The organism is Rhodobium gokarnense, assembly GCF_025961475.1.
GTDB lineage: Bacteria > Pseudomonadota > Alphaproteobacteria > Rhizobiales > Rhodobiaceae > Rhodobium > Rhodobium gokarnense.
Map to the genome: position 1 here is coordinate 16,292 of NZ_JAOQNS010000003.1, position 13,427 is coordinate 29,718.

Genomic DNA, 13,427 nt, shown 5'->3' on the forward strand with positions numbered 1-13,427 from the left:
GCCAATCGCTACTTCGCGGCCGCGGCCCGCTCGACCAGCTCCTCCGCCTTCGGCAGAATCCGTGTCACCAGAACCTCCACGCCCTCAGGGTTGGGGTGGATGCCGTCGGCAAGTTTAAGTTCCGGCTTGCCGGCGACGCCGTCAAGGAAAAACGGGTAGAGCGGCACGCCGTAGTCCTCGGCCAGCCGGCCATAGATCGGGTCGAACCGGACCGCATAGTCCGTCCCCGCGCTGCGCGGCGCGACCATGCCGGCGATCAGCACGGCCATGCCCCGCTCCCTCGCCTTGTCGAGGATGGCGCGCAGCGCCCGCTCGGTCTTTTGCGGATCGATCCGGCGCATGGCGTCGTTGATGCCGAGTTCCAGGATCAGTCCTTTGGCGTCCTCGGGAACCGACCGCTCGAAGCGGGAGAGCCCGCCCGAAGCGGTGTCGCCGGTCACCCCGGCATTGACGACCGAAACGTCCTTGCCCCTCGCGCGCAGCGCGGCCTCGAGCCGGGCCGGAAAATCCCTACCGGCAGCAAGGCCGTAGCCCGCGACGAGGCTGTCGCCGAGGACGACGATCTTGACGGGCCCGTCCGCCAGGGCGTTGAGGGGAGCAAGCAGCACGCCGAGGACGACGAGCACGAAAAGTCTGGGAAAGCGCATGCGGAGGTCCTTTTGTTTCATTGAGACCGCCTGACCGGGCACTCCACGGGAATCAGGACCGCCGGCCGGCGCCGACACCCCTAGCACATGGATACCCGGCCCTGGCGCGGCCCGTCGCCCCAAGCACCTCCGCAACGCCCGCGACAGACGCCGCCGACATCAGCCCTTCGCCCGGGCGATCAGTTCCTCCACCTTCGGCAGGATGCCCTTCACCATCGCCCGGACGCCGTCGACATTCGGATGCATGCCGTCGTCCTGGTTCAGCTCCGGCTTGGCGGCAACGCCCTCAAGGAAGAACGGGTAGAAGACGACCCCGTATTTTTCCGCCAGCTCCGGATAGATCGGATCGAATTCGGCCTGGTAGTCCGGCCCCATATTCGGCGGCGCCAGCATCCCGGCCAGCAGCACCGGCAACCCGCGCGCCTTCGCCTTCTCCAGAATTCCTTCCAGCGCAGCGCGGGTCTTGTCCGGATCGATGCCGCGCAGCGCGTCGTTGGCACCGAGTGCGACGATCAGCGCATCGGCATCCTGCGGCACCGACCAGTCGAAGCGGGAAAGCCCGCCTGTGGAGGTATCGCCGGAGACGCCGGCATTGACCACCTCGACGTCGTGGTTGCGCCCGCGCAGCGTTCCTTCCAGCAGCGTCGGAAAGCCCTTTCCGGGCGGCAGGCCGTAGCCCGCGGTCAGGCTGTCGCCGAGCGCGACGATCTTCACGTGCTCCCCGGCCATGGCGCTGAAGGTGGCAAAGAGGATGCCGAGGATCGACAGAAAGACAATCGGTTCGGGCCGCATCGGATTTCCCTGGTCGAATTGAAGCCTTGCGTGCGCCGCCCCATATGGCAGGGCATCCGCCCTGAACCGCGCCCGCTCTCACCTGACAGAATATAGGACACCGCCCCTTGGATCGGCCAGTGACCGAAAATGCGACCGAAAGCGTGACCGATAGCGTCATCGAACTCGACAAGGTGCACCTGACGCTGGGTTCCGGCGCCAGCCGGGTTCACATCCTCAAAGGCGTCGACCTTTCGATCGAGAACGGCCAGTCGGTCGGCATCGTCGGCCCGTCCGGCTCCGGCAAGTCGACGCTGCTGATGGCCATGGCTGGCCTTGAGCGCGCCGACAGCGGCCGCGTTGTCGTCGCCGGAGCGGATCTGACCCAGCTCGACGAGAGTGCGCTCGCAAAGTTTCGCGGCCGCAACATCGGCATCGTCTTCCAGTCCTTCCACCTGATCCCGACCATGACGGCGCTGGAAAACGTCGCCGTGCCGCTGGAGCTTCAGGGCGCGCCGGATGCCTTCGAGCGGGCCCGCGCCGAGCTTGAGACCGTCGGCCTCGGCCCGCGCGTCTCCCACTATCCGGCCGAGCTTTCCGGCGGCGAGCAGCAGCGCGTGGCGATCGCCCGGGCCTTGGCGCCGATGCCGGCCATCGTTATCGCCGACGAGCCGACCGGCAATCTCGACGAGGCGACCGGGCGCGAGATCGCTAGCCTGATGTTTGCCGCCGCCGAGGCCCGCAACACCACGCTGGTGCTGGTCAGCCACGACCCCGAGCTGGCCGAGCGCTGCGACCGCGTGGTGGAAATGCATTCCGGCACCATCGTGCTGCGCGACGCCGCCCAGGCGGCGCAATAGGCGACCACTGATGAGCCTTCCGTCCGCCCCTGCCGCCGCTACGCCGTCCTACGCCATCGCCTCGCGCTTTGCCTTTCGCGAGCTGCGCGGCGGGCTGAAAGGCTTTTACGTCTTCCTCGCCTGCATCCTCCTCGGCGTCGCGACCATCGCCGGCGTCGGCTCCCTGTCGCGCGCCATGACCGAGGGCATCGCCGCAGAAGGCCAGACCATCCTCGGCGGCGACCTCGCCTTTTCCATCGTCCACCGCGAGGCCTCGCCCGAGGAGCGCAGTTTTCTCGAAAGCCTCGGCAACATCTCCGAGGTCGCGACGCTCCGCGCCATGGCCCGTGCGCCGGACGAGGATAGCGACGAGAACAAGCAGGCTCTCGTCGAGGTCAAGGCCATCGACGACGCCTATCCGCTCTACGACACGCTGGACCTCGAAGACGGCGGCAACGTCCATGACCGCCTCGGCGCGGCCGGCAGCAACGCCGATGGCACGATCTGGGGCGCCGCCGTCGACCCGACCCTGCTCGCCCGTCTCGGGCTTCAAAAAGGCGACACCCTCTCGCTCGGCCGCACGACGCTGAAGGTCACGGGCGTCATTGCCGGCGAGCCCGACTTCCTCGGCTCCGGCGCCAATTTCGGCCCGCGCCTGATGATCGGCCGCGAAGCCCTTAATGCCTCCACCCTCATCCAGCCCGGCAGCCTGGTGCGCTGGCGCTACCGGGTCCGGCTGGCCCAGGACCGCGTCGCCACCGAGGCCGAGATCGCCGGTGCCACCGAGCGCGCCAAGGAGCGCTTCCCGGACGCCGGCTGGCGCATCCGCTCGCGCGCCAACGCCGCGCCCGGCCTTTCCGTCAACATCAAGCGTCTCGCCCAGTTCCTGACGCTGGTCGGCCTCACCGCCCTCGTCGTCGGCGGCGTCGGCATCGCCAATGCCGTGCGCTCCCACCTCGACGGAAGGCGCGAGGTGATCGCCACCTTCAAATGCCTCGGCGCGGACGGCGATTTCGTCTTCAAGGTCTATCTGGTCCAGATCCTTGCGATCGCGCTGATCGGGATTGCCGTCGGCCTCGTCGTCGGCGCCATATTGCCGAATGTGGCCGGCGCGCTGCTCGCGGACATATTGCCGTTCAAGACCGCCTTCGGCGTCTACCCGCGCGAACTTCTGCTGGCCCTCGTCTACGGCGTGCTGACGACGCTGACCTTTGCCGTCTGGCCGCTCGGCCGCGCCCATGACGTGCCGCCAACCGCTCTCTTCCGCGACCACGTCTCGGCGAGCCGCAAACTCCCCCGCTGGCGCTACATCGTCGCCACCGGCGCCGCCGTTGCCGCCCTGACGCTGATCGCCGTCACCCTTGCCGAGGACCGGCGCATCGCCCTCATCTATGTCGCCGCGACCCTCGTCGCCTTCGCCATCCTGAGGCTCGTCGCCATCGGCGTCATGGCGCTCGCCCGCGCCGCGCCACGGCCGCGCCGCACCGAACTCCGGCTCGCCGTCGCCAACATCCACCGCCCCGGCGCGCTGACGCCGACCGTGGTGCTGTCCCTCGGTCTCGGCCTCGCCCTCATCGTCACGCTCGCCCTCATCGACGGCAACCTGCGCCGCCAGCTCACCTCCGACCTGCCGGAGCAGGCGCCGAGCTTCTTCTTCATCGATATCCAGACCGCCGAGGTCCCGGCCTTCGAAGAGCTGCTCACCCACGTCGCACCGGACGGAAAACAGGAACGCGTGCCGATGCTGCGCGGCCGCATCACCAAGCTGAACGGCATCCCGGCCAGCGAGTACGAGGCCGAACCCGGCGCGCGCTGGGTGCTGCGCGGCGACCGCGGCATCACCTACGACGCCGACCCGCCGAAGAACACCGAGATCCTGTCCGGCACCTGGTGGCCGAAGGATTACCAGGGCGAGCCGCTCGTCTCCTTCGCCGCCGAATTGGCGGGAGAACTTGGGCTCAAGATCGGCGACACCATCACCGTCAACGTCCTCGGCCGCGAGATCACGGCGCGGATCGCCAATCTGCGCACGGTCGAGTGGCGCTCGCTGTCGATCAACTTCGTCATGGTCTTCTCACCCAACACCTTTGCCGGCGCGCCGCACCCGCACCTTGCCACCCTGACCTTCCCGGACGGCGGCACACGCGAGAAGGAAATGGCGGTGCTCCGCGCCGTCAGCGATGCCTTTCCGACCGTGACGGCCGTGCGCGTCAAGGACGCGCTGACCATGGTCAACGACCTCGTCGGCAAGCTGGCGCTCGCCATCCGCTCCGCCGCCAGCATCACGCTGATCGCCAGCGTCCTGGTGCTCGCCGGTGCGCTCGCCAGCGGCCACCGCCACCGCATCTACGACGCCGTCATCCTGAAGACGCTCGGCGCCACGCGAACGCGCCTGATCGCCGCCTTCGGCCTGGAATATCTGTTGATCGGGCTCGCCACCGCCATCTTCGGCGTCGTCGCCGGCGCGCTCGCCGCCTGGGCCGTGCTGACCGGGGTCATGAACATGACCTTCACCTTCCTGCCGGAAGTCGCCGCGACGTCGGCGCTCGGCGCCCTCGTCGTCACCCTCGCTTTCGGCCTTTTCGGCACCTGGCGGGTCCTCGGCGAAAAACCGGCGCCGGTGCTGCGCAATCTCTGATCGCGCGAGGCGCCAGGAACACGCCTGTAACTATTTGGTCTTTCGGCAGAAAAAAGGTTACGGCCGAGGCCCCTTTCAGCTTTGGGACACCAAGGTGAAAAGCTTTCGCAAATGTAATGCGCGAAAGCCTTGTCCCCGGCTGCCATCGAAACCATATTGGGAGAGAAGTCTCGGCAAACCCCACGTTTTCCGGGCAAAGTTTTCTGAGCCATTCTGGAGAGGAATCGAATGACTCCCAATCAAAATCCCTATGCCCGTTTTGGCACGGCGACCCGTGCGGACGCTGCGATCGATGCAGGCCTGCGGTCCTACATGCTGCAGGTCTACAACTACATGGCCATCGGCCTTGTGATCACCGGCATCGCCGCGCTTGCCATCTTCAACATGGCCATTACCGGTGACGCCGGCAGCGCCGCCGTCATCAACGGCTCGCCCGCGATGGTCAAGCCGGGCGTCTTCCTGACCTCGCTCGGCCTTGCGCTCTATGCCAGCCCGCTGAAGTGGGTGGTGATCCTGGCGCCGCTCGCCATGGTCTTCTTCCTCAGCTTCCGCGTCCACAAGATGAGCGTCAGCGCGGCCCAGACGACGTTCTGGATCTATGCCGCCCTCGTCGGCATCTCGCTGTCGTCGATTTTCCTGGTCTACACCCAGGGCTCGATCGCGCGGGTGTTCTTCATCACCGCCGCGTCCTTCGGTGCGCTGAGCCTTTACGGCTACACCACCAAGAAGGACCTTTCCGGCTGGGGCTCGTTCCTGTTCATGGGCCTCATCGGCATCATCATCGCCTCGCTGGTCAACATCTTCCTCGCCTCTTCGGCGCTGCAGTTCGCGATCTCCGTCATCGGCGTCCTCGTCTTTGCCGGCCTGACCGCCTACGACACCCAGCAGATCAAGGAGATGTACTACGAGGGCGACGACGGCACCGTTGCCGGCCGCAAGGCCGTGATGGGCGCGCTGCGCCTCTACCTCGACTTCATCAACATGTTCATCATGCTCCTCAGCCTGTTCGGCAACCGCGAATAGCGGCAGGGACCACGGTGGATACGATCAAGGGCGCGGATTTCCGCGCCCTTTTTCGTCGCGCACCAACCATGCGCGATGGCGATTTTCCGCCGCCGAAAAACTTGCTAAGGAAGGCGGCCTTCCCTTGGAGCCGCCATGCAGATCCGCCCGGCCACCACCTGCGACCTTGACGCCATCACCCGCATCTACGGCGAAGCGGTCGCCACCGGCACAGCTTCGTTTGAACTGACGCCGCCTGACGTCGTGGAAATGGCGTTACGCTGGAGCCGGATGATCGACGCCGGCTATCCCTATCTCGTCGCCGACATCGACGGCGCCATCGCCGGCTACGCCTATGCCGGCGCCTACCGCGCCCGGCCCGCCTATTACGGCACGGTGGAAAACGCCATCTATGTGGATGCCGCCTTCCGCCGACGCGGCGTTGCCCGTGCGCTGATGGAGGCCGTGATCGCGGCGGCGGCGGAGCGCGACTTCCGGCAGATGATCGCCGTCATCGGCGACAGCGACAACGCCGCCTCCATCGGCCTCCACGAAGCCTGCGGCTTCCGCCACATCGGCACGTTTAAGAGCGTCGGCTACAAACACGGCCGCTGGCTCGACACGGTGATGATGCAGCGGGAATTGGGCGAGGGGGACAGGACGCCGCCGGGGGAGTGACGGGGGCGCCCAGACCTGCCCCCACGCATCCGTGCATCACGCTCCTATGACAGTTCTTGGCACCTCGAGCGCCCAACACTCTCCCCGTCACCCCGGGCCTAATGCCCCTCTCCGCACGGTATTCCGTTGAAGACGCTTGCGAGCGGCGGCGAAGGGCACGGCCCGAGCCGCGACGGGCTACTGTGTTGACAGGGGCAATGGGTCCCGGGTCTCCGCTTCGCTTCGCCCGGGATGACGGGGAGAGGGGGCGGCATGGAGCCGCCGCGGACGCCGAGTTTGTCGCGAGCTCAGCCTGGATTGCTTCGCTGCGCTCGCAATGACGGTTTTCTCAATGCTTTCAACGTCATTGCGAGGGTCCGAAGGACGGGGAGCGGCGCGTGACGCGAGCCTGGTCAGGCCGACGCGGCAATCCATAGGGCGCCTGCTATGCACTCGACCGCGAGCGCCCCCTACTCCACCAAACTCAGCCGCGCCTTCTTCTCGAACACCCGCAGCACATTGGCGAGGTCGTGGCCGCGCTTCAGGATCGCGCCGCCGGTGGCGATGACGCTGTAGGCGCCCTGGCGCCGGGCCAGCTTCGGGTTTTTCTCGATGCGGTAGAGCGGCATTTCGCTGGTGCGCCGGAAGACCGAAAAAACCGCCCTGTCGCGCAAATGGTCGATGGCGTAGTCGCGCCATTCCCCCTCGGCGACCCGGCGGCCGTAGACCCTGAGGATCAGATCCAGTTCCTTGCGGTTGAAGGATATCTGCATCGGCTGCTGCTGTGCGTTCCGGGCGGCGGCGGGAAGAAGTCCGCTACCGCCGTATCGCTCGCTTGGCTCGACGTCGCTCATTGCGCCTCCCTGAGATCTTGGTCGACGCATGATCGCGGGCTTGGCCGAACGTTGCAAGAGAGGATCGTTCGCCGGTTAGGAAAAGCTTTATAAAAAATCACAGTTTCGCCAGAATCCAGCCCTTGCGAAACCACTTTGGACCCCCACATTGAGATTGTTGCCTCAGACGGCCCGGTTCGGCGAGGACTTCGGAAATTTCAGCCCCCCAGCCCCCCGGGGTCGTGCGTTGAACCGGGCCACTCTTAGACGGCAACACCAATCCCCGAACAAGACCTTCAGGTAGGCCGGCCCGTCGCCGGCCCTTTTTTATGGCCGCCGGCATCGCCTCTCCGGATCGGCCGCCCGCGCTTGATTTTCTCGCCCCCACAACCGATATCTCAGCCCGTCGCCGCGCCCGCGCAAAAACAATCTGCGCCGGGGCGCGCCTTGTTTTTCTTTTTTTTCAGACAGCCAACCGGAATGACCATGAACGAGACCAAAGACACAGAGAGCGAAAACACAGAGACCGGCGGCACCGCCGAGACCCTGAGCTTTGAGGCCGAAGTCTCACGCCTGCTCCACCTCATGGTGCACTCGGTCTATTCCAACAAGGACATCTTCCTGCGCGAGCTGATCTCCAACGCGGCCGATGCCTGCGAGCGCCTGCGACACCTGTCCGTCACCGACGCCAGCCTCGTCGCCGACGATCCGGCCTTCCGCATCGTGCTTGCCGCCGACAAGGAGGCCGGCACGCTGACCGTCGCCGACAACGGCATCGGCATGGACCATGGCGAGCTGATCGCCAATCTCGGCACCATCGCCCGCTCCGGCACCCGCGCCTTCCTGGAGGGCCTGGAGGCGAGCGACGACCGCAGCGCCCTCATCGGCCAGTTCGGCGTCGGCTTCTATGCCTCCTTCATGGTCGCCGACAAGGTCGAGGTTCTGAGCCGGCGCGCCGGCGACGACCGCGCCTGGTCCTGGACCTCCGACGGCCTCGGCACCTTCACCGTTGAGGAAGCCCCGCTCGAATCCGCGCCCGCCCGCGGCACCCGCGTCGTCCTCCACCTCAACGAGGAGTCCAGGGACTACGCCGAGGACGGCACCATCGAGCGCATCGTCCGGGAATACTCCGCCCATGTGCCGATCCCGATCGTGCTGGCCTCGACCGGTGAGGAGGAAGGCAAGGGTGAGGAGCGCCAGCTCGCCGACGGCTCGGCCCTGTGGCGCAAGCCGAAATCGGAGGTGAAGCCGGAAGAGCTGAAGGATTTCTATGGTCATATCGGCGGCCACTACGACGACCCGGCGATCACCATCCACTACCGCGCCGAAGGCCGGCAGGAGTATTCCGTCCTCCTCTTCGTGCCGTCGTCGAAGCCGTTCGACCTCTTCGATCCCAACCGCAAGGGCCGCGTGAAGCTCTATGTCCGCCGCGTCTTCATCACCGACGACGCGGAGATCCTGCCGCCCTGGCTGCGCTTCGTGCGCGGTGTCGTCGACTCGGACGACCTGCCGCTCAACCTTTCCCGCGAGATGCTGCAGAACAATCCCGTGCTCGACGCCATCCGCCGCGGCGTCACCAACCGGGTGATTTCCGAACTGGAGAAATGCGCGGACAAGGACGCCGAGACCTATGCCAAGGTCTGGGACGCCTTCGGCCCGGTACTCAAGGAAGGCATCTACGAGGACCCGGAGCGGCGCGATGCCCTCTTCAAGCTCGCCCGCTTCCGCACCACGAAGTCCGGCGACGGCTGGCGCACGCTGGCCGAGATCGTCGCGGACCTGAAGGAAAACCAGACCGCGCTCTACTACGCGCTCGGCGACGACCTTTCGACGCTGAAGCGCAGCCCGCACCTTGAGGGCTACCGCGCCCGCGACGTGGAGGTGCTGCTCCTGGCCGATCCAGTCGATGCGTTCTGGGTGCGGACGGCCCTCGGCTATGACGGCAAGCCGTTCCAGTCGGTGACGCAAGGCGTCGCCGACCTCGACAAGATCGCGCTTCCGGAAGACGACAAGCCCAAGGAAGAGGCCGCCGAGGCAGGCGAGACCGCCTCCCTCGTCACCGCCCTCAAAGATGCCCTCGGCGAGGCGGTCAGCGACGTGCGCGCCTCCGAACGCCTGTCGGAAAGCCCGGTCTGCCTCGTCGCCCCCGATCTCGGCTACGACCGCCAGCTTGAAAAGCTGCTCGCCCAGCAGGAAGGCGCGATGCTCTCCAAGCCGATCCTGGAAATCAACCCGCGCCACGCCATGATCAAATCGCTGGCGGCAAAGACGGCGTCCGGCGACAAGAATGCTGCCGGCGAAGCGGCGGAGCTGTTGTTCGGCCTCGCCCGCATCCTCGACGGCGAGCCCCCGGCCGACCCGGTGGAGTTCTCGGCAAGACTAACGGCGCTGATGACGGACCGCTTCGCGGGATAGGGTTGCAGCTTCGGTGCGCATCCCCTCTATCATCATTGCTGTGCGAGCGCAGCGAACCGGAGACCCGAGGTTCATTGCCCTGATCGGGCGGGATGCTGGATTGCCGCGTCGGCCTACTGGCCTCCTCGCAATGACGTTGAATTAATTGAGAAAACCGTCATTGCGAGCGAAGCGAAGCAATCCAGGCTGCGCCTGCGAAGAACGCGGTCTCAGCGTAGACCTTACCCTGGCCACCCCCTCTCCCGTCATCCCGGGCGGAGCGAAGCGGAGACCCGGGACCCATTGCCCCCATCCGCGCGGTAGCCCGCCAAAGCCCTGGGACGAAGGTGGCGCCACCGTCACAGACACCCACCGGAGACATACCGCGTTGAAAGGGGCATTGGATCCCGGCTCGGGGGCCGGGATGACGGCTGAGTGTGTTGCGGCCGCAGTCTCAGACAACCAAGGTGTGAGCATTGCCGGCAGAATGAACCGTGGCATCGCGAACTCCGCCGCCAAACGCTCCCCTCAAGCATCCGCCTGCAGCATCTCCGCGAGCCGGCGCGGATCGCGGTCGCCGAGGTCGCGCAGGGACGCGGCGTCCCGTCCCGGCGGGGCGCCGAAGAGCCGGGCGTATTCGCGACTGAACTGGGACGGGCTTTCATAGCCGACCGCAAAGCCCACATGGGCCGCGTCGCCGCGCCGGGAGACCAGCAGGCGGCGCGCCTCCTGCAGGCGGATCTGCTTCTGGTACTGCAGCGGCGTCATCGCCGTCACCGTCTTGAAATGGCGATGGAAGGAGGCCGGGCTCATGCCGGCGACGTCGGCCAGCGCCTCGACGCGCAGGGCCTCCGAATAGCCGCTGCGAATCGCGGCGATCGCCCGGCCGATCTGCGACAGCCGGCTGTCGGAGAGCGCGATCTGGCGCAGCATCGCCCCCTTTTCCCCCTTCAGGAGCCGGTAGAGGATCTCCCGTTCAAAGAGCGGCGCCAGCACGGGAATGTCGCCGGGCGTATCGAGCAGCGAGACGAGCCGCACGACCGGATCGAGCACGTCGGGCGGCAGGGTAGCGACCGCAAGCCCGGCAAGCGGCGGCGCCTCGACCCCGCGCCGCTCCGGCAGCGACAGCAGCAGTTCGGCGAGCACCGCCGGATCGAGCCGCATCGAGAACGACAGGAACGGCCGGTCGCGCCGCGCCTCGGTGATCCGCCCGCTGACCGGCAGGTCGATGGAGACCACCACATAGCGGCCGGCCGAATAGGGGAACACCTTGTCGCCGACCGTCACCTCCTTGGCCCCTTGCGCGATGACGCACAGGAACGGCTCGTAGACGACGCTGTTGGGCAGCGTCTCGCTGACCGAACTGAGGAGGGAAACGCGCGGGATCGGCGTTTCCACCCGCCCGTCGGTCGAATGGCGGCTCATCACGGCGGCAAGGTCTTCAAGGCTGGCCATCGGCTCTCTCCTGCGGCATTCGCCTCGAAACTGGCGCCGATCGGGCAAGGAGGCAAGGCTTCAGAGGGTGAAATGACGCCGATGTGAGAGGATCGGGCAAGAAACGAAGAGCATCTGTCTATCGGCGCCCGGCCATCTGCCCCATTTCAGGGACAGCCCGGCACGGCGTCACCCGATACCGCGTTCCCCCAATACCGCCCTTCCCCGTCCGCCGGCCGGCACATCATCTCTCATCAACCAGAGGATATCCCGATGCGATACAAACCCCTTGGCCGCACCGGCCTTCTCGTCTCCGAACTCTGCTTCGGCACCATGACCTTCGGCGGCCGCGGCTTCTGGCAGGCGATCGGCTCGCTCGGCCAGGACGACGCCGACGCGCTGATGCGCACGGCGCTCGACGGCGGCATCAACTTCATCGACACCGCCAACGTCTATGCCGAGGGCCTTGCCGAGGAAATCACCGGAACGGCGCTGAAGAACCTCGGCGTTGCCCGCGACGACGTCGTTATCGCCACCAAGGTGCTCGGCCCCATGGGCGAGGGCCCGAACGCCCGCGGCGCCTCGCGCTACCACATCCTCAATCAGGCCGAGGCGAGCCTGAAGCGGCTGCAGCTCGACCATATCGACCTCTACCAGATCCACGGCTTCGACCCGTTGACGCCGATGGAGGAAACGCTCGACGCCCTCGACAATCTCGTCAAGCGCGGGCTCGTGCGCTATGTCGGCGTTTCCAACTGGGCCGCCTGGCAGATCATGAAGGCGCTCGGCATTGCCGAGAGGAAGAACCTTGAGCCGTTCCGCTCCCTGCAGGCCTACTACACCATCGCCGGCCGGGACCTGGAACGCGAGATCGTGCCGCTCCTGAAGTCCGAAGGAGTCGGGCTGATGGTCTGGAGCCCGCTCGCCGGCGGTCTGCTCTCCGGCAAGTACAGCCGCGACGAGGAAAACGCCCCCGACGGTCGGCGGGCCAATTTCGACTTCCCGCCGGTCGACAAGGAGCGGGGCTTCGACGTCATCGATGCCATGCGCCCGATCGCCGAGAGCCACGGCGTCTCGGTCGCGCAGATCGCGCTCGCCTGGCTGCTGCACCAGAAGGCCGTCACCAGCGTCATCGTCGGCGCCAAGCGGACCGACCAGCTTGAGGACAATCTCGGTGCGGTCGACGTCACCCTGTCCGACGAGGAGTTGAAGACCCTCGATGCCGTCAGCGCGCTTCCGGCCGAATATCCCGGCTGGATGATCGAGCGCCAGGGCGAATACCGGGCCGACTTCCTGCCCGAATAGGCGGCGACACAAGAAAGCGGCGCCGGCCCGAAAAGAAAGGGCCGGCGCCGTTCGCCTATGGATAGTTTGTCGAGAAAGCCCGTTGCGTCTTACATCTTCGCCGCGCCGAGGATCGGGCCGGGCCGGCCGTCAAGATCGCGCTGCAGGAGCACGGCGCAGGCCATGCCGGCGCCCTTCTTCAGGATCTCGTCGCGCGGCAGCTCGATCGTCTTGTGACCGCCGTCCCACATGCCGATCGGCTGGATGGTCCGCACAACATTCGTGTAGGTGATGGTGCGGCCGCTGTTCTCGCCGCGCCCGATCGGCACCTCGCGGGCCGGTTCAAAGGTGACCAGCCACAGCGTCGCCGAGCCGCCGGCGATGAGGTCCGCACCGTCCGTGCCCTCGCTGCCGACGACGACGGTGAGCTTGTTGCCGTTGCTGGCGAGCGAGACCGGCACCGGCAGCCCGTCATAGCGGTTCATCTGGCGCTTGACGGCGATCGAAATGCCCTGCGCGTCGCTGCCGATGACGTGTTCGCGGCCATTGACGATGACCTGCGGCGTGTAGACGCCGGTATTGCCGAGGACGCGGGAATAGGCCTTCTGGCGGTCGGTGAATTCCGGCCGCGCCAGCGTGTCCTTCCAGCCGAGATAGTCCCAGTAGTCGACGGGGAGCGACAGGACGACGAGGTCCGCGTCCTGGGCGAGCGTGCCGGCGAGCCGGTCGGCCGGCGGACAGGACGAGCAGCCCTGGCTGGTGAAGAGCTCGATCACGGCCTTCGGCCCCGCGGTAGCGGGCAGCGCAAGGCTCCCTGCCGCAAGGGCGAGGAACATTGCCGGCGCCGCAATGGCGCGCACCATCGAAAGGCCGCCGAAACCCCGGCGAAGACCCTTTGTCATCGTTCCGTCCATCGATCGGATTGTCT

The 13,427-nt window shown here is 66.7% G+C and carries 11 protein-coding genes; 6 read left to right on the forward strand and 5 right to left on the reverse strand.

From position 1 onward, the window contains the following. Positions 1-8: 8 nt before the first annotated feature. Both M2319_RS05265 and M2319_RS05270 read right to left on the reverse strand, forming a co-directional pair. The gene (locus tag M2319_RS05265; RefSeq protein WP_264600406.1) at positions 9-647 is read right to left on the reverse strand and encodes an arylesterase; all 639 of its coding nucleotides are present in this window, start codon (positions 645-647) and stop codon (positions 9-11) included. 159 nt (positions 648-806) lie between these two features. Further along, entirely contained in the window at positions 807-1,439 is a 633-nt protein-coding gene (locus M2319_RS05270) for an arylesterase (protein WP_264600407.1), read from the reverse strand. 119 nt (positions 1,440-1,558) lie between these two features. Here M2319_RS05270 and M2319_RS05275 point away from each other — a divergent pair, with 119 nt between their 5' ends. From M2319_RS05275 to M2319_RS05290, 4 genes are all read left to right on the forward strand, one after another. Beyond that, the gene (locus M2319_RS05275) at positions 1,559-2,278 is read left to right on the forward strand and encodes an ABC transporter ATP-binding protein (protein ID WP_264600408.1); all 720 of its coding nucleotides are present in this window, start codon (positions 1,559-1,561) and stop codon (positions 2,276-2,278) included. Positions 2,279-2,288: 10 nt separating this feature from the next. Then, complete coding sequence (locus tag M2319_RS05280; RefSeq protein WP_264600409.1) at positions 2,289-4,895, forward strand: ABC transporter permease; 2,607 nt, start codon at positions 2,289-2,291, stop codon at positions 4,893-4,895. Between the two features lie 228 nt (positions 4,896-5,123). Beyond that, a complete protein-coding gene (locus tag M2319_RS05285; RefSeq protein WP_264600410.1) occupies positions 5,124-5,918 on the forward strand; it encodes a Bax inhibitor-1/YccA family protein in 795 nt (264 codons plus the stop codon). A gap of 135 nt (positions 5,919-6,053) precedes the next feature. Then, positions 6,054-6,575 carry a GNAT family N-acetyltransferase gene (locus tag M2319_RS05290; RefSeq protein ID WP_264600411.1) on the forward strand — a complete coding sequence of 174 codons (522 nt, stop codon included), beginning with the start codon at positions 6,054-6,056 and terminating at the stop codon, positions 6,573-6,575. Positions 6,576-7,024: 449 nt separating this feature from the next. Here M2319_RS05290 and M2319_RS05295 read toward each other — a convergent pair whose 3' ends face one another. Next, positions 7,025-7,408: a DUF2794 domain-containing protein gene (locus M2319_RS05295; RefSeq protein WP_264600412.1), complete on the reverse strand. Its 384-nt coding sequence runs from the start codon at positions 7,406-7,408 to the stop codon at positions 7,025-7,027. Positions 7,409-7,873: 465 nt separating this feature from the next. Between M2319_RS05295 and htpG the strand changes: the two genes are divergently transcribed. Further along, positions 7,874-9,802 carry a molecular chaperone HtpG gene (gene htpG / locus M2319_RS05300; RefSeq protein WP_264600413.1) on the forward strand — a complete coding sequence of 643 codons (1,929 nt, stop codon included), beginning with the start codon at positions 7,874-7,876 and terminating at the stop codon, positions 9,800-9,802. A 507-nt stretch (positions 9,803-10,309) separates the two neighbouring features. On the opposite strand, the gene M2319_RS05305 is transcribed toward htpG, so the two are convergent. Next, positions 10,310-11,236 carry an AraC family transcriptional regulator gene (locus M2319_RS05305; protein WP_264600414.1) on the reverse strand — a complete coding sequence of 309 codons (927 nt, stop codon included), beginning with the start codon at positions 11,234-11,236 and terminating at the stop codon, positions 10,310-10,312. 252 nt (positions 11,237-11,488) lie between these two features. Here M2319_RS05305 and M2319_RS05310 point away from each other — a divergent pair, with 252 nt between their 5' ends. Further along, entirely contained in the window at positions 11,489-12,520 is a 1,032-nt protein-coding gene (locus M2319_RS05310; RefSeq protein ID WP_264600415.1) for an aldo/keto reductase, read from the forward strand. Positions 12,521-12,609: 89 nt separating this feature from the next. On the opposite strand, the gene M2319_RS05315 is transcribed toward M2319_RS05310, so the two are convergent. Further along, the gene (locus tag M2319_RS05315; RefSeq protein ID WP_264600416.1) at positions 12,610-13,401 is read right to left on the reverse strand and encodes a DUF1223 domain-containing protein; all 792 of its coding nucleotides are present in this window, start codon (positions 13,399-13,401) and stop codon (positions 12,610-12,612) included. Positions 13,402-13,427 lie beyond the last annotated feature (26 nt).